Origin of the sequence: Neorhizobium galegae bv. orientalis str. HAMBI 540, from assembly GCF_000731315.1 — a bacterium.
In the GTDB taxonomy this organism is placed as follows: domain Bacteria; phylum Pseudomonadota; class Alphaproteobacteria; order Rhizobiales; family Rhizobiaceae; genus Neorhizobium; species Neorhizobium galegae.
Genome location: NZ_HG938353.1, coordinates 2,615,493 through 2,638,260, shown reverse-complemented (window position 1 = coordinate 2,638,260; position 22,768 = coordinate 2,615,493). Strand labels below are relative to the sequence as shown.

Annotated in this window: 25 protein-coding genes; 14 read left to right on the top strand and 11 right to left on the bottom strand. The window is 61.9% G+C overall.

Features of this window, described 5'->3' with window-relative positions; translation table 11 throughout:
* Positions 1-234 (top strand): hypothetical protein, encoded by a 234-nt coding sequence (locus RG540_RS13075; RefSeq protein WP_038588568.1) that lies wholly within the window; start codon positions 1-3, stop codon positions 232-234.
* On the opposite strand, the gene xdhC is transcribed toward RG540_RS13075, so the two are convergent.
* The 5 genes from xdhC to RG540_RS13050 form a co-directional block, all read right to left on the bottom strand.
* Positions 208-1,041 carry a xanthine dehydrogenase accessory protein XdhC gene (gene xdhC / locus RG540_RS13070; protein WP_046601314.1) on the bottom strand — a complete coding sequence of 278 codons (834 nt, stop codon included), beginning with the start codon at positions 1,039-1,041 and terminating at the stop codon, positions 208-210. The genes RG540_RS13075 and xdhC overlap by 27 nt on opposite strands.
* A 192-nt stretch (positions 1,042-1,233) precedes the next feature.
* Positions 1,234-1,605 (bottom strand): endonuclease domain-containing protein, encoded by a 372-nt coding sequence (locus RG540_RS13065; protein WP_038588565.1) that lies wholly within the window; start codon positions 1,603-1,605, stop codon positions 1,234-1,236.
* A 10-nt stretch (positions 1,606-1,615) separates the two neighbouring features.
* Positions 1,616-3,952, bottom strand: coding sequence for a xanthine dehydrogenase molybdopterin binding subunit (gene xdhB, locus RG540_RS13060; protein ID WP_038588563.1), 2,337 nt, complete (start codon positions 3,950-3,952; stop codon positions 1,616-1,618).
* Entirely contained in the window at positions 3,952-5,424 is a 1,473-nt protein-coding gene (gene xdhA, locus RG540_RS13055) for a xanthine dehydrogenase small subunit (RefSeq protein ID WP_038588562.1), read from the bottom strand. The genes xdhB and xdhA overlap by 1 nt, the downstream gene beginning before the upstream one ends.
* Before the next feature lie 71 nt (positions 5,425-5,495).
* The gene (locus RG540_RS13050) at positions 5,496-6,272 is read right to left on the bottom strand and encodes a 3-hydroxybutyrate dehydrogenase (protein WP_038588560.1); all 777 of its coding nucleotides are present in this window, start codon (positions 6,270-6,272) and stop codon (positions 5,496-5,498) included.
* Between the two features lie 272 nt (positions 6,273-6,544).
* Between RG540_RS13050 and RG540_RS13045 the strand changes: the two genes are divergently transcribed.
* From RG540_RS13045 to RG540_RS13030, 4 genes are all read left to right on the top strand, one after another.
* Positions 6,545-6,892, top strand: coding sequence for a YidB family protein (locus RG540_RS13045; RefSeq protein WP_038588558.1), 348 nt, complete (start codon positions 6,545-6,547; stop codon positions 6,890-6,892).
* A gap of 46 nt (positions 6,893-6,938) precedes the next feature.
* Positions 6,939-7,394 (top strand): hypothetical protein, encoded by a 456-nt coding sequence (locus RG540_RS13040; RefSeq protein WP_038588556.1) that lies wholly within the window; start codon positions 6,939-6,941, stop codon positions 7,392-7,394.
* 115 nt (positions 7,395-7,509) lie between these two features.
* The gene (gene glpK, locus RG540_RS13035; RefSeq protein WP_038588552.1) at positions 7,510-9,003 is read left to right on the top strand and encodes a glycerol kinase GlpK; all 1,494 of its coding nucleotides are present in this window, start codon (positions 7,510-7,512) and stop codon (positions 9,001-9,003) included.
* Between the two features lie 111 nt (positions 9,004-9,114).
* A complete protein-coding gene (locus RG540_RS13030) occupies positions 9,115-10,398 on the top strand; it encodes a D-alanyl-D-alanine carboxypeptidase (protein WP_051909389.1) in 1,284 nt (427 codons plus the stop codon).
* A gap of 54 nt (positions 10,399-10,452) precedes the next feature.
* On the opposite strand, the gene RG540_RS13025 is transcribed toward RG540_RS13030, so the two are convergent.
* The 4 genes from RG540_RS13025 to RG540_RS13010 form a co-directional block, all read right to left on the bottom strand.
* Positions 10,453-10,881, bottom strand: coding sequence for a VOC family protein (locus tag RG540_RS13025; RefSeq protein ID WP_038588549.1), 429 nt, complete (start codon positions 10,879-10,881; stop codon positions 10,453-10,455).
* Between the two features lie 93 nt (positions 10,882-10,974).
* Positions 10,975-11,430: a GFA family protein gene (locus RG540_RS13020; RefSeq protein WP_038588546.1), complete on the bottom strand. Its 456-nt coding sequence runs from the start codon at positions 11,428-11,430 to the stop codon at positions 10,975-10,977.
* 46 nt (positions 11,431-11,476) lie between these two features.
* Positions 11,477-12,184 carry a glutathione S-transferase N-terminal domain-containing protein gene (locus RG540_RS13015; RefSeq protein ID WP_038588543.1) on the bottom strand — a complete coding sequence of 236 codons (708 nt, stop codon included), beginning with the start codon at positions 12,182-12,184 and terminating at the stop codon, positions 11,477-11,479.
* An 85-nt stretch (positions 12,185-12,269) separates the two neighbouring features.
* The gene (locus RG540_RS13010) at positions 12,270-13,130 is read right to left on the bottom strand and encodes an N-acyl homoserine lactonase family protein (RefSeq protein WP_038588540.1); all 861 of its coding nucleotides are present in this window, start codon (positions 13,128-13,130) and stop codon (positions 12,270-12,272) included.
* A 135-nt stretch (positions 13,131-13,265) separates the two neighbouring features.
* Here RG540_RS13010 and RG540_RS13005 point away from each other — a divergent pair, with 135 nt between their 5' ends.
* The 6 genes from RG540_RS13005 (at position 13,266) to RG540_RS12980 (ending at position 18,140) form a co-directional block, all read left to right on the top strand.
* Positions 13,266-14,129, top strand: a complete 864-nt coding sequence (locus RG540_RS13005; protein ID WP_038588536.1) for an AraC family transcriptional regulator — start codon at positions 13,266-13,268, stop codon at positions 14,127-14,129.
* Positions 14,130-14,202: 73 nt separating this feature from the next.
* Positions 14,203-14,592 (top strand): YciI family protein, encoded by a 390-nt coding sequence (locus tag RG540_RS13000; protein ID WP_038588533.1) that lies wholly within the window; start codon positions 14,203-14,205, stop codon positions 14,590-14,592.
* Entirely contained in the window at positions 14,589-15,833 is a 1,245-nt protein-coding gene (locus RG540_RS12995) for an RNA polymerase sigma factor (RefSeq protein ID WP_038588530.1), read from the top strand. The genes RG540_RS13000 and RG540_RS12995 overlap by 4 nt, the downstream gene beginning before the upstream one ends.
* 275 nt (positions 15,834-16,108) lie before the next feature.
* Entirely contained in the window at positions 16,109-16,828 is a 720-nt protein-coding gene (locus RG540_RS12990) for a DUF4019 domain-containing protein (protein ID WP_038588527.1), read from the top strand.
* A gap of 15 nt (positions 16,829-16,843) precedes the next feature.
* A complete protein-coding gene (locus tag RG540_RS12985) occupies positions 16,844-17,497 on the top strand; it encodes a papain-like cysteine protease family protein (RefSeq protein ID WP_038588524.1) in 654 nt (217 codons plus the stop codon).
* Positions 17,498-17,669: 172 nt separating this feature from the next.
* Complete coding sequence (locus RG540_RS12980) at positions 17,670-18,140, top strand: SRPBCC family protein (RefSeq protein ID WP_038588521.1); 471 nt, start codon at positions 17,670-17,672, stop codon at positions 18,138-18,140.
* Between the two features lie 110 nt (positions 18,141-18,250).
* Here RG540_RS12980 and RG540_RS12975 read toward each other — a convergent pair whose 3' ends face one another.
* Positions 18,251-19,144: a LysR family transcriptional regulator gene (locus tag RG540_RS12975; RefSeq protein WP_038588518.1), complete on the bottom strand. Its 894-nt coding sequence runs from the start codon at positions 19,142-19,144 to the stop codon at positions 18,251-18,253.
* A 120-nt stretch (positions 19,145-19,264) separates the two neighbouring features.
* Here RG540_RS12975 and RG540_RS12970 point away from each other — a divergent pair, with 120 nt between their 5' ends.
* From RG540_RS12970 to RG540_RS12960, 3 genes are read left to right on the top strand one after another with little or no spacing between them, the layout of a single operon-like run.
* The gene (locus tag RG540_RS12970) at positions 19,265-19,660 is read left to right on the top strand and encodes a (R)-mandelonitrile lyase (protein ID WP_038588515.1); all 396 of its coding nucleotides are present in this window, start codon (positions 19,265-19,267) and stop codon (positions 19,658-19,660) included.
* Between the two features lie 41 nt (positions 19,661-19,701).
* Entirely contained in the window at positions 19,702-20,691 is a 990-nt protein-coding gene (locus RG540_RS12965; protein ID WP_038588512.1) for an aldo/keto reductase, read from the top strand.
* Positions 20,692-20,701: 10 nt separating this feature from the next.
* Positions 20,702-21,298 carry a flavodoxin gene (locus tag RG540_RS12960; protein WP_051909387.1) on the top strand — a complete coding sequence of 199 codons (597 nt, stop codon included), beginning with the start codon at positions 20,702-20,704 and terminating at the stop codon, positions 21,296-21,298.
* Between the two features lie 109 nt (positions 21,299-21,407).
* Here the strand turns inward: RG540_RS12960 and RG540_RS12955 are convergent, their stop codons facing one another.
* Positions 21,408-22,733, bottom strand: a complete 1,326-nt coding sequence (locus tag RG540_RS12955; RefSeq protein WP_051909385.1) for a GGDEF domain-containing response regulator — start codon at positions 22,731-22,733, stop codon at positions 21,408-21,410.
* Positions 22,734-22,768: the final 35 nt, after the last annotated feature.

Here is a 22,768-nt window from a genome sequence, read left to right as displayed (position 1 = left end):
ATGCTGTCCGCGGACGCCTATCCGTTGCCTTTGAAATCCTCCCGCCCGGTGTCCGCCTGGCGGCAGCTCGGCCGGTTTTTCCGCAGGCTCCTGCAGCCCGCGGGTCCAAGCATCCCGGCACTGCCGGACGATCTGCGCGGCGATGTCGCGCTCCCGGAAGCCGGGGCGCAAAGCCGCGAGGCGGCATTCTGGGACGGGAAACGGCGCTCAGGCGGTCGGGATCTGCCGCTTTGAGGTCTGCGCCTGCCGAGCGGCGTAAGTTTCCAGCAATTCGGCGGCGACGAGTGCTGCGATCACGGCCGGTCGCTTGTCCCTGACCGCCGTGCCGCCGATCGGCAGCACGAGACGGGAGAGCAGCTCATCACCGCCGCCCTCTCGCTTCAGCCAGTTGGCGAAGGTGGCGCGTTTGGTCCGCGAGCCGATCATGCCGACATAGGTTAGATCGGCGCGTGCCAACGCGCGCTGGGCAATCAGGAAATCCAGTGCATGGTCGTGGGTGAGGATGATCGCCGCGCCGCCGGCGGGGATCTTTTCGACAAAGGCTTCCGGCATCGCGGTCAGGTGTTTTTCCGTTTCGGTCGGCAGGTCTTCCAGCGCCTCGGCGCGGGTTTCGACGACTGACACCGAGAAGGGCAGGGGGGCCAGCGCCCTTGCTAGTGCCTGGCCGACATGACCTGAGCCGAACAGCGTCACAGCCGGGCGATCGTCCTCCTCGTCGCGCAGGCGTCTTTCCAGCATCTCGGCGAGTTCAGGCGTCAACGGCCGGAACGCAAGCCGGGTATGGCCGCCACAGCACTGGCCGATCTCCGGTCCGAGCGGAATGTCCATCACCGCCTCGCCGCCACCCGACAGCATCGCCCTGGCATTGTCGATCGCCATATATTCGAACTGCCCCCCGCCGATCGTCCCCCAGATCGCCTTGGTCGCGACCAGCATGAAGGTGCCGGCCTCGCGGGGGGTCGAGCCTTTCGCCCGGGTGATTTCGACGAGGATAGATTTTGAATGGGTGGTGGTGAAGGCAGTCAGGAAGAGGTCGCGCACTCGGCACCCCCCTCTGTCCTGCCGGACATCTCCCCCTCAAGGGGGGAGATCGGATGTGGCAAGGTCTCGCTCCCTTTCAATGGGATGGGCCGACGCCGTATATGAGGTTCAAGGTGGAGCGAGACGGTGCGCCTTGCCAATCTCCCCCCTTGAGGGGGAGATGTCCGGCAGGACAGAGGGGGGTAGCAACATCTACTCAAAGCGCTCGATCCCGATAATCCGCAGAAGGTGCATGCACACGTCGTCGATATGGCCGTGCACCTCGTCATTGGTGAATCTTATCACCTGCCAGCCGAGCGACGCCAATTGCTGATCTCTCGCCGAATCCCGCCTGATGCTCTGGTCGTAGGAGTGGCTCGCACCATCAATTTCGATGATCAACTTATGCTCCGGGCAGGCAAAATCGACAATATATCCGGCGATCGGCATTTGCCGCCGGAAGCCAACCCCCATGAGGCGGTGGGCGCGCACCGTATTCCAGAATTTCAGCTCCGCTTCGGTCAGCGCCCGGCGCATGTTCCGGGCGTTTTTCCGATTGGCGTCGCGGACATGGAAATGCGGCATGCGCGCTCCATCACATCGCCTTCAGCCGTTCCACCGCCATCAGCACCCGTTCCGGCGTCGCCGGGGCGTCGAGCCTCGGGCAGACCGAGTAGTCCGCAACGCTCGCAACCGCCATCGACAGGGCTTCGAGCACCGAGATCGCCAGCATGAAGGGCGGTTCGCCGACGGCCTTGGAGCGGCCGATCGTCGGTTCGGCGTTTTCGGCCCATTCAGCGAGTTGCACGTTAAAAATCTTCGGCCGGTCGGAGGCAAGCGGGATCTTGTAGGTGGAGGGCGCGTGGGTGCGCAGCCGCCCCTTGTCGTCCCACCACAACTCCTCGGTGGTCAGCCAGCCCATCCCTTGCACGAAGGCGCCTTCCACCTGGCCGATGTCGATCGCCGGGTTGAGCGACTTGCCGACGTCGTGGAGGATGTCGGTGCGTTCGACCATGTATTCGCCGGTCAGCGTGTCGATCGAGACTTCCGACACTGCGGCGCCGTAGGCGAAATAATAGAACGGTCGGCCGCGGCCCGCCTTGCGGTCCCAGTGGATGCGCGGCGTCTTGTAGAAGCCGGCGGCGGAGAGCTGCACGCGGTCGTAATAGGCGGCCCGGATGAACGTGTCGAAGGGCACGATCTCGCCGCCGATGCGCAGCCGGTTGGGCAGGAATTCGACCTTGTCGCGGCCGACCTTCCATTGCCGCATGGCGAAATCGATCAGCCGTTCCTTGATCTGGCGGGCGGCATCATAAGCGGCCATGCCGTTGAGGTCGGTGCCTGACGAGGCGGCGGTGGCGGAGGTGTTCGGCACCTTGGCCGTGGTCGTCGCGGTGATCTTTACCCGGTCGATATCAACCTGGAACGTATCGGCCACCACCTGCGCCACCTTGGTATAGAGGCCCTGGCCCATCTCGGTGCCGCCGTGGTTCAGGTGGATCGAACCGTCGTTGTAGATATGCACAAGCGCGCCCGCCTGGTTGTAGGCGGTCATGGTAAACGAGATGCCGAACTTCACTGGCGTCAGCGCGATGCCCTTGCGGATCACCGGGCTGTGTGAGTTGAACTCGAGGATCGCCTGCCGGCGGGCCTGGTATTCGGACGAGGTTTCCAGCTCGTCGACAACCCTCGCGATGATGTTGTCCTCGACGTCCTGATGGTAGGGCGTCATCGTCCGGTTCGAACCGCGCTGGCCATAGAAGTTCAGCTTGCGGATTTCGAGCGGATCCTTGCCGACCGCATAAGCGATCTCCTCGATGATCCGTTCGCCGCCGAGCATGCCCTGCGGCCCGCCGAAACCGCGGAAGGCGGTGTTCGAGACGGTATGGGTTTTCAGCGGTTGCGAGGTCAGCCGCACATGCGGATAGAAATAGCTGGAATCGGCGTGGAAGAGGGCGCGGTCGGTGACCGGGCCGGAGAGGTCGGCGGAAAAACCGCAGCGCGCCGCATAGATCGCGTCGACCGCGTGGATACGGCCTTCCTCGTCGAAGGCGACGTCGTAATCGACACGGAAATCGTGCCGCTTGCCCGTGATCGACATATCCTCGTCGCGGTCGGGGCGGAATTTCACCGCCCGCTTCAGCTTCTTGGCGGCGATTGCCGCGAGTGCCGCAAACTGGTTGCCCTGCGTTTCCTTGCCGCCGAAACCGCCGCCCATGCGGCGGGTCTGGACGGTCACCGCATTGTTGGCGACACCGAGCACGTGCGCCACCATGTGTTGCACCTCGCTCGGATGCTGGGTGGAGGACCAGACGATGACTTCATCATCCTCGCCGGGCACGGCGAGCGCGATGTGGCTCTCCAGGTAAAAATGCTCCTGGCCGCCGATATACATGTGGTTCTGGACCCGCAGGGGCGCGTTTTCGATCTCGGTTTCCGGCTCGCCGCGCTTCAGCGTCATCGGTTCGACGACATAGGGCGCGTCGTTTTCGCGGGCGCTGTCGATATCGGTCCAGTGGGGCAGGTCGCGGTATTCGATCTGGGCAAGTTTCGCGGCACGGCGGGCCTGGTCGCGGGTCTCGGCGATGACGGCGAAGATGATCTGGCCGTGGAACTGCACGTTGGTGGTGGCGAGCAGCGGCTCGTCGTGCTGGCCGGTCGAGGCGACGTCGTTGAAGCCCGGAATGTCGTCCGCGGTGATCACCCAGACGACGCCGGGTGCCGTCTTCACGGCCGAAAGATCGACCGAGACGATTTCCGCATGCGCCCGGTCGGCAAGCCCGAGGCCGCCATGCAGCGTACCTGCGGGTTCGGGAATATCGTCGATATATTCGGCGGTTCCGGTGACGTGCTTATGCGCTGAATCATGTTTCAGCGAGACGTGCATGCGGCCGTTGATGATCGGTTTGGTGTCGAACGTGGTCTTGTCCATCACGCCTCCTCCATCTCGAACCGGCGGAGTTCCGCGGGCGCTCCGGCGGTTTCCAGGAAAAAGCGGGTGAGCAGGTTACGGGCAGTGAGGCTGCGGTATTCCGCTGTCGCCCGCCAGTCGGTGAGGGGCTGGTAGTCCTCCACGAACGCATCGCGCACGGCAGAGATGGCACCCCAGCTCCAGACCTCGCCGAGGAGCGCGTCCTCGACGTGTTTCGCCCGTTTCGGGGTCGCCGCCATGCCGCCGAAGGCGATGCGGATGGTCTCGACCTTGCCGTCGGCATCGAGCAGCAGATGGAAGGCGCCGCAGAGCGCCGAGATGTCCTCGTCGCGGCGCTTGGAGATCTTGTAGACGGCGAAATGGCTGCCCTCGGCCGGACGGGGGACGAAAACCTTCTCGACGAATTCGGTCGGCAGCCGGTCCTGCTTCCCGTAGCTCAGGAAATAGTCCTCGAGCGCGATCGTGCGGCGGCCGGAATGGGAGCGCAGCGTCAGTTCGGCTCCGAGCGCGATCAAAGGCGGCGGGGTGTCCCCGATCGGCGAACCGTTGGCGATGTTGCCGCCGATCGTGCCCATGTTGCGCACCTGTTGGCCGCCGATCCGGTCGATCAGCCGGCCAAGCGACGGGATCTCGTCGGACAACACGTCGAAGGCCTGTGTGTAGCTGACGCCGGCACCGATGGTGATGCCGGTCTCGTCCGTTACGATCGACTGCAGTTCGGTCAGGTGGTTGATGAAGATCACCGGGTTGAGGAGCCGCATCTGCTTCGTCACCCACAGGCCGACATCGGTCGCGCCGGCGACGATCGTCGCCTCGGGTTCGTCGGCGAGGATGTCGGCAAAGGCAGCAACCGAAGCCGGCACGATCGAGCGGGCGCCATCCTTGGTGATGATGGTCGTGTCGTTGCCCGAATGGATGCCCCAGAGTTTCGCCATGATCTGGATACGGTCGCGCTCCAGCGGATCGAAGAGCGAGCTCGGTCGATTGACGGAGATGTGTTCGGCCGCCTTGACGATCGGCTCATAGCCGGTGCAGCGACAGAGATTGCCCTGCAGCGCGCTTTCGATATCGGCGCGCGTCGGCGTGCCGTTGGAGAGCCACAGGCCGTAGAGGGACATGATGAAGCCGGGGGTGCAGAAGCCGCATTGCGAGCCGTGGAAATCGACCATCGCCTGCTGCACCGGATGCAGCGCGCCGTCACGGCCGGCGAGATGCTCGACGGTCACCACATGGGTGCCGTGCAGGGAGCCCAAGAATCGGATGCAGGCGTTGACGCTTTCGTAGCGCAGCCCGTGTTCCGTCAACCGCCCAATCAGCACCGTGCAGGCGCCGCAGTCGCCCTCCGCACAGCCTTCCTTGGTACCTGTCAGCCGCCGCCTCAGGCGAAGATAGTCGAGAAGGGTTTCCGTCGGACCAAAATCTCCAAGGGTTATCTCTTCTCCATTCACGATGAAGCGGATGGCTTCGCTCATGTCTCTCCTTCGTCCGCCGTTGCCGGCTCTTGTATTCCGTTACCGGTCGGTCCGGTTACTGCTTTGTTCAGTTATTGGGCGGTCCAGCCGCCGTCTATCGAGATATGCGTGCCGGTAATGCTCTTCGCCGCATCGCTCGCGAGATAGATCGCGGCCTGCGCCACTTCATCGATCGCCACGAATTCCTTGGTCGCCTGCAGCTTCAGCATTACCTCGGTCTTCACCTGTTCCTCGGTGATGCCGCGTTCGCGGGCGGTATCGGGGATCTGCTTCTCAACCAGCGGGGTCAGCACGTAGCCCGGGCATATCGCATTCACGGTAATCCCGAATTCCGCAAGTTCCAAGGCCGCCGTTTTGGTTAGTCCTAAAATACCATGTTTGGCAGCCACATAGGCGGATTTGAACGGCGAGGCGACCAGCGCATGGGCGGATGCCACGTTGATGATACGGCCCTTGCCGGTCGCCTTCATCAAGGGAATGGAATGGCGCATCGTGTGGAAGGCCGAGGTCAGCAGGATGGCGATCAGCTGGTCCCACTTTTCCGGCGGGAATTCCTCGATCTTCGCCACGTGCTGGATGCCGGCATTGTTGACCAGCACGTCGACCGTGCCGAAGGACTTGACCGCGGTTGCGATCAGGTCCTCGATCTCGACGGGCTTGGTCATGTCGGCGCCGTGATAAAGCACCGTGCCGGCGCCGAGCGCATCGAGTTCGCTACGCGTCGCCTCGATCGCGTCAGCCGGTCCGAAACCGTTGATCACCACATTGGCGCCCTCGGCCGCAAACGCCTTTGCAACGCCGAGCCCGATGCCGCTCGTGGAGCCGGTGACGACGACGGTTCTGCTCATGCCCAAATCTCCCTGCGATCCAGCCTTCCGGGCGGCGTTCTGTTGCGCCGCGACGATCCGGGCAGGTTATGCCCAAATTCCCTGCGATGGCAATCAGGATCGCCGATCTCGATCGTCGGGGAGATGCTGGCCGTTGGCGACCATGGATAGTGGTGGCGCCGCAGCCTGAACACCGCTGGAGGAGCGGCCCGGACACGGCACATTGGTGATGACACCAAAACCCCGAACTGCTATGAGTCCCCAAAGGGTAGCGAAAGACCTGGGAGGGTCACATGGGACTGTTTGATGGTCTTGGGAGTGTGATCAGCGATGCCTTGGGCGGCAAGCCGGTCAATATACTGGCGGTCGCCGAAAACATCTTTCAAAATGCCGGCGGCTTCAACGGGATCATCGCCCAGCTCAACCAGGCGGGGCTTGGCGAGCAGGTGTCTTCGTGGATCGGTACCGGCTCCAATCTTCCGGTTTCCGCCGACCAGATCAGGTCGGCGCTTTCTTCCGAGCAGGTGCGCAGCCTGGCAAGTGCCTTCGGCATTAATGTCGATCAACTGCCCCAGCTTCTTGCAGATCACTTGCCGACCGCAGTCGACAAGGCGAGCCCGAACGGGGTTCTCCCGTCCTGACGGGGCTCCGTAACTTTCTCCTTAAATCAGAAATGTAGGAAAGATCATGTCTGGGAAATTGATTCTTGCTGCTGCCGGTACGATCCTTGCTGCCCTGACATTTTCATCGCCCGCCAGTGCGCTGACGATGAAGGAGTGCAGCACGAAATATCAGGCCGCAAAGGCTGACGGCTCCGCCGCCACGATGAAGTGGAACGACTACCGCGCCAAGTTCTGCGGCGCTGAAGCCGCGGTCGCGGACAAGGCCGACGAGGACGAAGTCGCAAAGACCGCCGAGAAGGAGCCGGAAAAGCCGACCATGGTTGCTCCGAAGGGCACCAAGTTCCCCAAGGCGGTCGACAAGAAATACGCAACCGAGACGCCTGCCAAGGGACGTCTGCACACCTGCGTCGACTCCTACCATGCCAACAAGGATGCCGGCACGCTCAACGATCTGAAATGGATACAGAAGGGCGGCGGTTACTGGAGCCTGTGCAACACGGCCCTCAAGGCGGCAGGCTGATTGGATGCCGACGGATAGGGAAAGGCGCGTCGCGCCCTTCCTTTTCCGTTTGACAGGCTTTTGCCGTTTCTGTTCAAACCAGTTCCAAAGCATTGCATGAACTGGGAGGGACGGCATGGGTGGTTATGTTCTGGCGATCGATCAGGGAACGACGTCGACGCGGGCGATCGTGTTCGACGGCGACATGCAGATTGCCGGCATCGGCCAGAAGGAATTCACCCAGATCTTCCCGAAATCCGGCTGGGTCGAGCATGATCCGGAGGAGATCTGGGAAACTGTGCTCTGGGCGGTCAAGCAGGCGCTCAAGGAAGCCAAGCTGAAGGCCTCCGAGATTGCCGCGATCGGCATCACCAACCAGCGTGAGACGGTCGTCGTCTGGGAGCGCGAAAGCGGCAAGCCGATCCACAACGCCATCGTCTGGCAGGACCGCCGCACCGCCAGCTATTGCGAAAAGCTGAAACGGCAGGACCTCGAAAAGCTGTTCACCCGCCGCACCGGTCTGCTGCTCGATCCCTATTTTTCCGGCACCAAGCTTTCCTGGATGCTCGCCAACGTAAAGGGTGCGCGGGCGAGGGCGGCCAAGGGCGAACTCTGCTTCGGCACGATCGACACCTTTCTGATCTGGCGCCTGACCGGTGGAAAAAGCTTCGTCACCGATGCGACCAATGCCTCGCGCACACTGATCTACAACATCGCCGATAACCGCTGGGACGAGGACCTCCTCAAAATCCTGCGCATTCCCGCCGCCATGCTGCCGGAGGTCAAGGATTGCGCCGACGAATTCGGCATCACCGACGAAAGCCTGTTCGGTGCGGCGATCCCGATTCTCGGCGTCGCGGGCGACCAGCAGGCGGCTGTCATCGGCCAGGCCTGTTTCGAACCGGGCATGATGAAATCCACCTACGGCACCGGCTGCTTTGCAGTGCTGAATACCGGCGCCGATATGGTGCGCTCCAAGAACCGGCTGCTCACCACCATTGCCTACCGCCTGAACGGCGAGACGACCTATGCGCTGGAAGGGTCGATTTTCATCGCCGGTGCAGCAGTGCAATGGCTGCGCGACGGGCTCGGCATTATCGAAAGAGCTTCCCAATCCGGGGAGTTGGCGCAAGAAGCCGATCCTCAACAGGAAGTCTACCTGGTACCCGCCTTTACCGGTCTCGGCGCGCCCTATTGGGATGCGGAAGCGCGCGGCGCGATGTTCGGCCTGACGCGTGCGACCGGTCCTGCGGAAATCTCCCGCGCTGCGCTGGAGGCGGTCTGCTACCAGACCCGCGACCTCTACGACGCGATGCAGAAGGACTGGCGCAACACCAACGGCAGCACGGTCCTGCGCGTCGACGGCGGCATGGTCGCCTCCGATTGGACGATGCAGCGGCTCTCGGATCTGATCGACGCTCCTGTTGACCGGCCGACCATCCTCGAGACGACGGCGCTTGGAGCCGCCTGGCTCGCCGGTTCCAAGGCGGGCGTCTGGCCGGACCAAAAAGCGTTCGCGAAAAGCTGGGCGCGGCAGCGCCGATTCGAGCCACAGATGGATGAAAAGACCCGTTCCGCGAAGATTCGCGGCTGGAAGGATGCCGTCAGGAGAACATTAACAAATGCGTAAGTACTTATTTTCAATTAACCATTTATCGAGAATTAGAATCAAATGCGAAACGCGTCATTTTCGCACCATGTTCGTTGCCTTATCCTCACTGAGGACGGTAAGAGGGTAGGCATGTATCGAATTCCGCAGATTTTGGCATTCCTGTTGGTGCTTGGCGCCTCTCTGGCGATCAGCCGTTCGGCAGAGGCCGGTTACGCCCATTTCATCTATGACGCGAAGAGCGGCAAGGTTCTGGCGTCGGAGAATGCCGACGAGATCAACCACCCGGCATCGCTCACCAAGATGATGACGCTCTACATGACCTTCGAGGCGCTGCGCGAAGGCCGCCTCAAATGGGACCAGGACATCGTCGTGACGCCGAACGCGGCGTCGAAGATCCCCTCCAAGCTCGGCGTGCCTGCCGGTCGGATGATCACCGTACGCGAGGCCGTGCTTGGCATGGTCGTACGCTCGGCCAATGACGCGGCGGCGACGATGGGCGACTATCTCGGCGGTTCGGAAGACCGTTTCGGCGAGATGATGACCAGGAAGGCCCGCGCGCTTGGCATGAGCCGCACCGTGTTCCGCAATGCGTCCGGCCTGCCGGACGACGAACAGGTGACGACGGCGCGCGACATGGCCCAGCTGGCGCTGGCGCTGATCCGCGACTTCCCCAGGGAATATCAGCTCTTTTCTTTGAAGAACATGGAGTTCCGCGGCAAGCGCCTGCGCGGCCACAACAACCTGATGTATCGCTATCCCGGAATGGACGGCGTCAAGACCGGCTTTACCAACGCTTCCGGTTACAATATCGCCAGCGCCGTCACCATCGACGGCCGGCGGGTGATCGGCGTGGTGATGGGCGGCAAGAGCGCCCGCAAGCGCGACGACCAGATGGCGGCGCTTCTCGACCGCTACGTGCCCGGCAACAATGCCGCATCCGGCGGTCTGGTGGCATTCGAGACCCAGAAACGACCGGCCCAAGACACGCTGCCGCTCGCGTTTGCGACGCCTTCGCCACGCAAGGAGATCACGCTCGGCGTTGCGCCCAAGACCGCGATTGCCAATCTCTATGCCGCGCCTCCGAACGCCGTTCCCCAGACCGCGCCAGTCCCGACTGCCCCATCCCGGATGGCGTCGTCTCAGACAATGACGTCGCAGCAGCCGGTCGGGTCGCTCTGGCGCATCCAGATCGCAGCCGCCGCCAGCCGCGACCAGGCATCCGCGCTGCTGGAAAAGGCAATGCCGCTGCTCGCCCAAGGTTATGGCCGCGTTGCGCCGAGCGTCGAAAGTTATGCCGATAGCGGCAAGGAAATCTTCCGCGCACGTTTCGTCGGTTTTGCCGACGGCGACGCCGCCACGCGCGCCTGCTCGGCCCTGCAGGCCAAGGCGATCAACTGCTTCGTGGTGCGCTGACTGGTCAAAGCCCGCCGCCGGATCACCGGCGGCGCGTTGCTTCCCCGACGGATCTCAGCCCTTGACCGGCGCGTTCATCGCCCAGGCGACGCCGAAGGGATCGCGGACCTGGCCGTAGCGGTCGCCCCAGAACATCACCTGCAGCTCGGTCTCCACCGTCATGCCGGCATCGACGGCGCGTTTCCACCAGAAATCGATGTCGTCGACCGGCAGCATCATGGTGAAGGCCTGCGGTTTTTCGAGCGGGTGGCCGTAATCCGGATAGGGATCGCAGAGCATTACCGAACTGCCGTTGATATAGAGATGGATGTGCATCGTGCGGCCCTGGTCATCCACCGGATGAAAGGATTCGATCTCGGCGCCGAGGGCGTTTTTGTAATATTCGGCAGCCTTCATCGCCCCGTCGAGCTGAAGATAGGCGACCACGCCGCCGCGGACGGGCGATGCCACCTGCTTGTCGTTCGTCTGGGCACTCGTATCCATGATTTTCCCTCCTGTTCAGGTCGTTCTCGTCCATGCCGGACAATACAAGGACGAACGAGAGGAGGAGACGCCGACATGGGGCGGCGAAAAAAACTAGTCCCGGCCCGCAAATTCCTTCGCCAGGCCCTCATAGGCTTCCATCGGCGGGAAGGTTTCGTAGGAATGCACGGCCGGCGTCGTCGCCCAGGGCAGCCTTTCGGACGTATAGGTCTCGATGAAGGGCACGAACCATTGCGGGTCGTCGAGCATGGTCGGACGCAGGTTGACGAACCAGTCCATGCCGACCGGCCTGGTGAACATCCAGCTCTTGCAATGCGGGCAGTGATAGTGGTGGGCGTCGTCGCCATGCAGGCCGCCGATCACCGGCTCGCCTTGCGTCACCTCGAACCCTTCGGACGGGATCGCAGCGGAGAGCGAGAAAGCGCTGGCGCTCATCTTCTGGCAGCCGGTGCAATGGCAGGCCATGGTCAGGATCGGCGGTGCGCTGATCTTCAGGCGCACCTGCCCGCAGCGGCATGAACCTTCCATGGGGAGAGTGGGTTTCGGCATGTCTTACCTCCATCTCCCCATGAATTAGGGCGGCTATGCTGTTTGATCAGGCCGGACGCTTCGGGATATCCAGGCCGCGCTGGACGGCTGGCCGTGCTAGGCCGCTCTCCAGCCATTCCGGCACGCGTTTCAGCTGGTCGTATTCCACGAATTCGCCGGCGCCGTAGAAGCCGATCAGGTTGCGGACCCAGCCGAGCATGGCGATGTCGGCGATCGAATATTCGTCGCCCATCACCCAGTCGCGGCCTTCGAGGCGGGTCTCCAGCACGCGGATGATGCGGTGCGATTCCTTGGCATAACGGTCGCGCGGGCGCTTGTCCTCGATGTCCTTGCCGGCGAACTTGTGGAAGAAACCGAGCTGACCGAACATCGGCCCGAGACCGGCCATCTGGAACATCACCCACTCGATCGTCTCGTAGCGCTTGGCCGGATCCGACGACATCAGCTTGCCGGTTTTTTCGGCGAGATAGATCAGGATCGCGCCCGACTCGAACAGCGCCAGCGGTTTGCCGCCGGGGCCGTTGGGATCGAGGATCGCCGGGATCTTTCCGTTCGGGTTGAGCGACAGGTATTCCGGCCCCCAGGTCTCATTGGCGCCGATATTGATGAAATGCGGCTCGTAGGGCAGGCCGATTTCTTCCAGCATGATCGACACTTTCACGCCGTTCGGTGTCGGCGTCGAATAGAGCTGCAGCACGTCCGGGTTTTCGGCGGGCCATCTGGAAGTGATCGGAAAGGCGGAAAGGTCGGCCATGTCGGGGTTCCTTGGGAGGCAGAGTTTTCGTTCCCGCGGAATATAGCCACCGGCGCGCGATGCGCCAGTGGCGATCTCATCGAAGTCAGCGGGCGCTGGCCGGGAAAGCCGGCAGCTTGCCGATATCGTCTGCGTCGTGCTGGACGACCAGCTTTGCGTTCAGCTGCTTGGCGATCCGGTTCATGCGCTCCATCGAGGCGAGGCTTTCGGCCCGGTCGATATTGAAGGGCGGCACGCCGTTGTTTCCGATCTGCTCTTCGAAATGCACGACGTCGCCGGAAAGCAGGACCGGTCCGCTCTGCGGTAGTTTGACGAGCAGCGCCGTCTCGCCCTTGGTGTGGCCGGGCATGGCCAGCATCATCACCGAACCGTCGCCGAACACGTCGCGATCACCCGAGGCAGGGTCAATCTTTGCCTTGCCGTCCATCCAGGGCTGGACGAGCGCCGGCATGACCCCGAAGGGCAGGGGATTTTCATGCAGGCTTTCCCAGTCGCCGGCGCCGATCATCATCGTTGCCTTCGCAAACGTCGAGGCCTGGCCGAGATGGTCGAAATGGTTGTGGCTGATGCCGACGATGCCGATCTGGTCCGGCTTGATACCGATCTTCGCGAGCTGGGTCGGGATGTCGACGGAAAGCGATGGCGCGAGCGGCTGGGTGAGGTCCGGCGCCTTGCCGATCAGGGCCGCCGGCAGGCCGGTATCCCAGAGCAGGTAATCTGCACCGTGGCGGATCACATAGCAGCTGTCGGTCAGGGTGCGGCTTTCGCCTTTATAAGCGAACGTATCGGAAAAGCTCGACAGGTCCTTGACCACGATCGAGCCGCAATCGAGCCGCCACAGTTCGAGATCGGCTGCGGCGCGAGCGGAGCCCGACAGGGTGAAGAGGGCGACGCCCGCGGCCAGAACGGAAGCGCCAAGGGTGGAAAGAGTGGCTAAGGTCTTCATTAAAAGTCTCCTGCGTTAAAGCCACGGCCTTCTGCCTGCTTTCCTTCCTCTGTCAGGGCCGGATTTTTACCGGGTTGAGCCCGAAACGCTCACTCGAAGTGTTTTTCATCGTCGGTCCTGCGCTATACTGCGGCCATGAACCTGATCGTCACCCAGCGTCTTCCTGATCTTTCCCGCGGCCTGCTCGACCGTCTGCGCCCGATGGTGGCGGGGCGTCTCAAGCCCGGCATGAACGCTTATGCGGAACAGCTGTTCATCTATTGCTGTTTTGACCGGGAAAAGGTGAAGGCGCTGGAGCTCGAAGATCCGATGATCGGCATCGTGCTCTACGGGCAGAAGGAAATCTGGTTCGGCGATCGGACGCATGCCTTCCCGCCGGGCTCCGTCTTCGTCCTGCCGCGCAAGGTGCCAATGGATGTCGTCAACATTCCCGACGAGACGACCGGGTTCTACGTCGCACTGCGCCTCGACGTTCCGTCGCTGCCGGAAGGGATACCGCCGCTCTCGACGGCGGAGCGGCTGAAGGGCGGGGAACTTGGCAATTTCGGCGTGCCGCTCAGCGATGGTCTGGTGGAGGCGCTCTGTCATGCGGCCACCACGATTGCCGACGGGGCCATCGGCGAAACGATCAAGCGGCTGCGGATGGCCGAGGTGCTGGCATTGCTCCGCCCGCTGCCGGAAGCGCGGCTGCTGTTCCGCCAGAGCCTTTCGGACGAGATCGCCTGGCTTATCGCCACAGCCCCTTCCGAACAGTGGAGCATAACCGAGGTCGCCGAACAGATCGGCATCGGTGCCTCGACGCTGCGGCGTCGCCTTTCCCTGGAGGGTGGCTCGTTCCGAGCGATCCTGCGCCGGGAGCGGCTGAAGGCGGGCCAGAACGCCATATCCTCGGGCGCCTCCAGCATCGCTGCGGCGGAGGCGGCCGGTTATGCCTCGCGGTCGCATTTCTCCCGCCGTTTTCGCGAGACTTTCGGCACCAGTCCGACCGGTCGGCCCTGATCCATCAAAAAATTGCTGCGTCCTGTCGGATGAGCCGCTAATCCTTCGTCTTCATCAAGAGAGGGAGATACGCATGCTTTACGCCATCCTTTGCTACGCCCACGAGGAAACCGTCTTCGCCTGGTCCAAGGAGGAGGAGGATTCCGTCATGGCGAAGCTCATCGAGGTGCAGACGCCTTACGCGCAGGCCGGCAAGCTCGGCCCGGTCGGACGGCTGATGCCGACGACTGCCGCCACCACCGTGCGCAAGGGCAAGGAAGAGCCGCTGGTGCTCGACGGGCCGTTTGCGGAAACCAAGGAAGTGCTGCTTGGTTTCTACACGCTCGATGTCGAGACGCTGGAAGAGGCGGTCGCCTTCTCGAAGGCGCTTTCGGCGGTCAATCCCGGATCCAGCTCATACGAAATCCGGCCTTTCTACGTCTTCCATCCCGGCGAAATCAAAAATAGCGAGACCAAGACATGACAGATATTGCCTGGATCGATCTTGCCCTGACGGCCGCCCGGCCGCAGGCGCTCGGCGCGCTCCTTCGCTACTTCCGCGATCTCGATATCGCGGAAGAGGCCTTCCAGGAGGCGTGCCTGCGCGCCATCAAGACCTGGCCGGACAAAGGCCCGCCGCGCGATCCGGCCGCCTGGCTGATCTTCGTCGGCCGCAACAGCGGCATCGACGTGGTCCGCAAGCGCTCCAAGAACGATCCATTGCCGGAGGAGGAAGCCTTCTCCGATCTGTCCGATGCCGAAGGCGACATGGCCGACCGGCTCGACAATTCCCACTACCGCGACGACATCCTGCGGCTGATGTTCATCTGCTGCCATCCGGACCTGCCGGCGACCCAGCAGATCGCGCTGGCGCTCAGGATCGTCTCGGGCCTCAGCGTTGCCCAGATCGCCCGCGCCTTCCTGGTCGGCGACAGTGCCATGGAGCAGCGCATCACCCGCGCCAAGGCGCGCGTCGCCAAGGCCGGCGTGCCGTTCGAGACGCCGGGGCCTTTGGAACGGGCAGAACGGCTCGGCATCGTCTCGTCGATGATCTATCTGGTCTTCAACGAGGGGTATTCGGCCGGCATCACCAATCCCGACAGTGCCGCATTCTGCGATGAGGCGATCCGGCTTGCCCGGTTGCTGCTGCGGATCTTCCCGTCCGAACCGGAGATCATGGGCCTTTTGGCGCTGATGCTGCTGCAGCATTCGCGCGCCAGAACGCGCATCGACAAGGATGGCCAGATCGTGCTGCTCGAGGACCAGGATCGCAGCCGCTGGGACAGCAAGCTGATCAACGAGGCCTTGGCGCTGCTCGACAAGGCGATCCGCCACCGCAAGCCTGGCCCCTATCAGGTGCAGGCGGCGATCTCGGCGCTGCATGCGCGCGCGCTCACTCCGAAGGACACCGACTGGAAGGAAATCACCATGCTTTACGGACTGCTGGAGCGCATCCAGCCGTCGCCGGTGGTGACGCTCAACAAGGCCGTCGCGGTCTCCAAGCTTGAAGGCCCGGAGGCGGCGCTCGAGATGATCGCGCCGCTTGCCGACAAGCTCGACGGCTATTTCTATTTCCACGGGGTCCGGGGCGGGCTGATGATGCAGGCCGGCCGCAGGCCCGAAGCCCGCGAAGCCTTCGACCGGGCGATCGCGCTTGCCAATTCCGCTGCCGAATGCGCCCATATCCGCCAGCAGATCGACAAGCTCGGCGTTGCCGATACGTAGCCGTGTTAGGCAGTTTCTGTATTGGGGTCCGGAATGGGCGCGCTGCTGAAGCGAAGAAATAATTCTCCGTAGTCATAAATAATATTTTCGATCTCTAATTTATAAACTCCCGATGGTACTCGCTTGCAGAGACAAGATACAGTTGACTCATCTTGTGAGCTAGGTAATTCTATCCATGGTAGTGGGGCATCAGAGATTAGAAATACCGTCAGCTAGTGGGTTGTAGTGCCGGCTGGGTGGTGCTCACGCAAAAAAATCTAGCGCGGGTGAACCCCATGGTTATTCCTCCAGCCGATAATCATCCACAAGGTCTAATCGACGGCAAAATCAATATAAACAATCTGCTCGGGTTCGGTTTCGGCGTCTTCTTCGTCACCGTCATACTGGTATTCGCTGTGGGGTTTCCAAATCCCACGCAGTTTCAATACTACGTTTTTATTGTTGTTCTTTCGCTTGCTGCTGCTGGTGTCGGAGCGATTCTACCGGGTGCACTTGGAATAGAGTGGGGCGGCGCCATTGCCGGCGTTCCTGTGGTTAAGGCGGGCGGCGCGCTCGGTCTATTTGTTGTGGTGCTGGCGTTCAGTCCGGTCTTGCAGACCGCGGCCGTTCGGTTGGTGGAGCCTACGGTTCCGGTTGAACCCGTTGCCCTTACCTATCTTCAAGCGACAGATACAGGTGACATGCAGAAGGCATGGAATCTTATGGATGAAGAAGCCAAAGGACTGGTCGTGCCGAATGTGCAGGACTGGGAAGTCACATACCGGAATTTCCGGGTGCCGCTCGGTTTGTTGGAGTCCCGCTTGCTGGTTGGAACGACAGGAATGAACTCTCCGACGGGTGTGCCCATCGGTCTCTATCGAGGGCTAACTTACAAATCAAAATTCAGTGCCGATGAGGGCCAGTGCCGTGCCGAGGTCGTTGTCTTGCGTGCAACTCAAGATTTGCAATGGAAGGTCTTTAGCCACCAAATTTCACCCACACGCATGCCGTGCTGACATATGAGGTCGACAATGAAGCGCCGTCAGCTACTCAAGTCATTTGCCGCATTGGGAGTGGGCTCTCTCGTGTCTCCGCAGGCCAGTTACGCCTATAGTCGCTGTATGGCCGCAATGAATCCGATGGGGAAGGTTTGCGAATCCGGAGTTAAGCTCCCACGGGTTCAGCACTCCTATCGAGATCAGGAGCTCAATCAGTGGTGCTGGGCTGCATCCATTTCGATGATCTTTGCATTCCACGGGTATCGCATCTCACAGCGCGAGATCGTCAAGGCTGTCTACGGTCGAGAGGTCAATCTGCCAGCAATGGCCGGTCGCACCATTTCCTCTCAGCTCAGCCGGGACTGGGTTGACAATGATGGCCTTGAGTTTTCAGTGGAAATTGAAGGCTTGTATGATTTCGACGCCGGCATCACCGGTTTGACCAATTCGATGATCATCGACGCGTTGAATGATGAACGGCCATTGATTATGGGAACTCGATCCCATGCCATGGTATTGACCAGCATCGCGTATGTTCCTGTCCCTGGAAACCCGCAGATTTTCAATATCGGTTTAGCCGACCCGTGGCCTGGTGCCGGTCTCCGGGGTGCGCGGAATCAGGGAGAATTATATCCCATGCATCTTGGGGGTGATCTGCGTTACTTGGCGCTCCCTAAAGTTGTCTGATGGCTTCAATCGGCCTCCCCAGGCTTAACGATCGCCGGATTCGCACCGGTCTTGGTTGGGGCTGCTGAATTTTCCCAAAATTTTTCGCGGCGCCTGTCGGGTTTCATCTCAGCCACACGTCCTAAGTCCAGCATCGGATGAGATGTTTTGTAAAACTCAAGGGAGACCGACGATGACCGCCAATACCGCCAAATACGCCCTGCAGATCGTCCGCGAGATGAACGTGCCGGCCGACAAGCTCTACAAGGCCTGGACCACGCCGGAACGCATGGGCGAATGGTTCTGCCCGCAGCCCTGGAAGGTGACCGAAGCCCGGATGGACATCCGTGCAGGCGGATCGAGCTTCATCCTGATGGAAGGGCCGAACGGCGAGAAGATCCCCAATTACGGGATCTACCTGGAAGTGGTGCCGAACAAGAAACTGGTCTTTACCGACGCCTATACCAGCGCCTGGGTTCCGTCGGAAAAGCCGTTCATGACTGCGGTCGTCGAATTCGAGGACCTCGGCAACGGCCGCACGAAATATATCGCGACGGCCTATCACTGGACGGAGGAAGACAAGAATGCTCATCAGCAGATGGGCTTCGAGGAAGGCTGGGGCATCGTTGCCAGACAGCTCGAAGAGATCGCCAAGACGTTCTGAAAACCCTGAATCAAATCCGGGGGATGAAGCGATCTCCTCGGGTTCCGATTCAATGCCTCCGCCGTGCCGGCGGAGGCGGGCTTCGGCTCAGGCTTTTGAAGCGAGTAAGGTCAGTCGCGATGGCGTAGCGCGTCGACGACGAGGACGAATGCCGCCGATGCCTGTCGGCGGCTCGGATAATAGAGGTGGTAGCCTGGAAACGGCGCGCACCAGTCTTCCAGGACGCGGACCAGACGGCCGGCCGCGACATGCTCGGTGACGATGTCTTCCGGCAGGAATGTCAGGCCAAGGCCGGAGAGCGCCGCGTTCAGCCGCAGTGCGACATTGTTGAAGACCAGCTGGCCCTCGACGCGCACGCGAAGCTCGCGACCATCCTTTTCGAACTCCCAGGCATAGACGCCGCCATGGGTCGGCAGGCGCAGGTTGATGCAGCGGTGCTCGGTGAGCGCCTGCGGCGTCAGCGGCTTTGGATGATCGGCGAAATAGGCGGGGGAACCGACTACTGCCATGCGCATTTCCGGACCGATCCTGACTGCGATCATGTCGCGGGCGACCTGTTCGCCAAGGCGTACTCCGGCGTCGTAACGCTCGGCTACGATGTCCGTCAGGCCATAATCGACGGTGATTTCGACATGGATGTCGGGATAGTCCGGCAGCAGTCTCGCCAGCGCCGGCCAGAGGATGGTGTCGGCGGCGTGTTCGCCGGCGGTGATGCGGATGGTGCCGGCCGGTCTTTCGCGGAATTCGCTGAGCGCGGCAAGCTCCCGCTCGATCTCGTCGAAGCGCGGACCGATCGAGAGGAGCAGGCGCTCCCCGGCCTCGGTTGGCGAGACGCTGCGGGTGGTGCGCATCAAAAGCCGAAGCCCGAGCCGGGTCTCCAGCCCGCGGATCGTGTGGCTGAGCGCGGATTGCGAGACGCCCAACCTGGCCGCGGCTTTGGTAAAACTCCGCTCGCGTGCGACAGCGATGAAGGCGGCGAGATCGTTGATCGGCTGGCGCGGCATTCATGAAACCTTCTCATAGGGCCATGCCGGTTTTACCACCTAATAGAGGGTAATCACACGCGCTAAATATCCCTCCAATAGCGGCCGCATGGATCGCCGCCCTTTGGACAAGGACATGTCATGAATATCAAGCGCAACGGATCGATCCCTTCCGCCAGGGGACCACAAGACTATTTCAGCGGCACGGTGCGCATCGACGCGCGGTTCAACGCGAGCGAGCCTGCACGGGTCGGCGGCGCGACGGTGACGTTCGAACCCGGTGCCCGCACGGCATGGCACACCCACCCGCTCGGCCAGACGCTGATCGTGCTTGCCGGAACCGGCCGGGTTCAGCGCCAGGGCGGGCCGGTCGAGGAGATCCGGCCGGGCGATATCGTCTGGTTCGAGCCCGGCGAAAAACACTGGCACGGAGCAGGGCCGGATACCGCCATGACCCATATCGCCATTGCCGAAGCGCTCGACGGCAAGGTCGTCGACTGGATGGAACACGTCACGGACGGCGAATACCGCGGATAATCGAGCGTCGGAGCAATCCGGTCCAGCAAGGAGACAGGACAATGCAGAAACGCACACTTGGAAAAAGCGGTCTCGAAGTCTCGGCCATCGGCCTCGGCTGCATGGGAATGAGCTATGGATATGGCCCGGCCACCGATACCGGGGAGGCGATCAAGCTGATCCGCACCGCCTATGACCGCGGCGTCACCTTTTTCGATACGGCCGAAGCCTATGGGCCCTACAGGAACGAGGAATTGCTCGGCGAAGCGCTGGCGCCGTTCCGCGACAAAATCGTGATCGCCACCAAGTTCGGCTTCAACTTCAATGCCGAGGGCGGGCAAAGCGGCATGAACAGCCGGCCGGATCATATCCCGGAGGTGGCCGACGCGGCGTTGAAGCGCCTCAAGACCGATGTCATCGATCTCTTCTACCAGCACCGCGTCGATCCCGAGGTTCCGATCGAGGACGTCGCAGGCACCGTCAAGGAGTTGATCCGCGAAGGCAAGGTCAAGCATTTCGGGCTTTCGGAAGCGGGTTCTCGTACTATCAGGCGCGCGCACGCCGTGCAGCCGGTGGCCGCGCTGCAGAGTGAATATTCGCTGTGGTGGCGCGAGCCGGAGGCGGAGATCATTCCAACGCTCGAAGAACTCGGCATCGGCTTCGTGCCGTTCAGCCCGCTCGGCAAGGGGTTCCTGACCGGCGCGATCAGCGAGACGACGAGGTTCGATGCCAAGGATTTCCGCAATGTCGTGCCGCGGTTCTCGCCGGAGGCGCGCAAGGCGAACCAGGCGCTGGTCGATCTGCTCGGCAAGATCGCAGCGGACAAAAAGGTGACATCGGCGCAGATCGCGCTTGGATGGCTGCTCGCCCAAAAGCCCTGGATCGTGCCGATCCCCGGTACCACCAAGATCCAACGCCTGGAGGAGAATATCGGCGCCGCCGATGTGGACCTGACGGGCGAGGATCTGCAGGCGATCGAGGACGCCGTCTCGAAGATCACGGTGCAGGGGCATCGCTATCCGGCGCATCTGCAGGCCCGGGTCGACAAATAGGGGTGCCGCGATGACAGGTTGGAACGGATTGTCCCGGCGGATGACGCTGAAAGGCTCGCTTCTGCTGCCGCTTACGGCCGGCATGACCTTTGCCGGCGGTTCCGCCGGCGCCCAGGGAGCGTCTCCGAACGCAAGGGCGCTGGTCGCCTATTTCTCGCGCAGCGGCAATACGCGCGTCATCGCCGGGCAGATCGGCCGGGCGCGGAGCGCGGATGTCTTCGAGATCGAGCCGGCGGAGCCCTATCCAGCCGACTACGACGAGACTGTCCGCCAGGCAAAACGCGAAACCGAGACGGATTACGAGCCCCCGCTGCGAGGCTCGGTTCGCGACATCGGCTCTTACGATGTGGTGTTTCTCGGTTTTCCGATCTGGGGCATGACGGCGCCACCGGTAATCCGGTCCTTCCTCTCCGCCCATGACCTATCGGGCAGGACAATCGTACCCTTCGTCACCCACGGCGGTTATGGCCTCGGGCGAAGCCTTTCGGTCGTCGCCGAACATGCGCGCCAAGCGCGGATCGTCGAGGGGTTCACCAAGCAGTCGGAGCAGGAGAGGGAAACGCTGTCTCAGGTGACGCGTTGGCTGGGGGAAGTCAGGCTGGAGTGATCCGATCGTCCAGGCTCGGTCGGTTTTGGCCCGCTTTCAAGTGTTCTCGGATCGATTCCGAAACCCGCCGCAAGTCATTGAAAATGGATTCGAATTGCGCCGGCAGTGCTCAGTTCGCCTGAGGGATCAGCGCTTCCGGTATTGTCAGGCTCGAATAGACGCGGTTGCGGCCGTTCTTTTTTGCCATGTAGAGAAGCTGATCGGCGGCGTTGAGCTGGTTGCCGAAGGTCTCGCGCTCTTCCATTTCCATGACGCCGATGGAGATCGTTACCGATATGTCCTTGTCCTGCACCGGGATACTGGTGGCCTGGATGCGGCTGCGCATCTGTTCGCAGAACGAATGAGCCTGGAAAGCATTGGTATCCTTCATGTAGACCGCAAATTCCTCGCCACCGAGGCGGGCGGCGAGATATCGGTTCTCGGCGGTCATCTCGCTCAGGATGCCGGCAAGCCGCTTCAGCACCTGGTCGCCGGCCTCATGGCCGTAGGTGTCGTTGACCGACTTGAAATGGTCGATGTCGAGGATTGCCACGGCGTCGCTTGCCGGTGCGGGCTGAAGGAGCGGGTTCTTTTCGAAGAAGAAGCGGCGGTTTGCGAGGCCCGTCAGATGGTCTCGTTCCGCCAGATAGCGCAGCCGCTTCAGCTGGGTGAGCGTCTCGACATTGTTGTCGATGCGGCATTGCAGCTCTTCCGGAACGAAAGGGCGGTAGATGAAATCCGATGCGCCGGCCTTCAGGAAGCTTGCGGAAAGGCGTCGGTCGGACGAGGACGAAACGCCGATGATGCGCAGTTCGTCCGAAGGCCGGGTAACGCGAATGCGCCTCGTCAGTTCGTGTCCGTCCATGTCAGGCATGTGGTAGTCGGTGATCACCAGTTCGATCGACGGGTTCCGGGCAAGGATATCCAGTGCCTGCTTGCCGGAGAGCGCTTCAAGGACCCGGAAGTTCTGCCGCTGCATGATCTCGACCAGACCGGAGCGCGCCGATCTCGCGTCATCGACGACGAGAACGGAAAACGCGCTGTTGGTCAGGATGCGGTTCACGGTCCTGACGACCGTATCGACCGTTCTGTTGTCGCTCTTGACGATATAGTCGATGATCTTCCGCTCGGCGTAACGGGTGCTGGTCTCCGTGTCCGATGTCGCCGTGAAGACGATTGTCGGAACCCCATGTTCGGCGAGCAGGCCGAGGATTTCGCCATTGGGCGCATCAGGCAGGTTGAGGCCGGTCACGGCCATGGTGAACTTCTGCGCAGTCAGCAGTGCGCGGGCCTGAGCCAGGCTCGCACAACAAAAGGTTCTGCCGGTCGTCTCCCGCTCGAGCCGTTGCCGCAGCAAGGCCGAAAGGGCGGCGGAATCCTCCACGATAAGGATGTCATTCGATGATTGCAGGTTCGGAACGTCCGAGTCCGGCCGATTTCCGGTGCCGTCATTCATTCGATTTACCTAAACTATTGTCTCTGCTGGCCGGG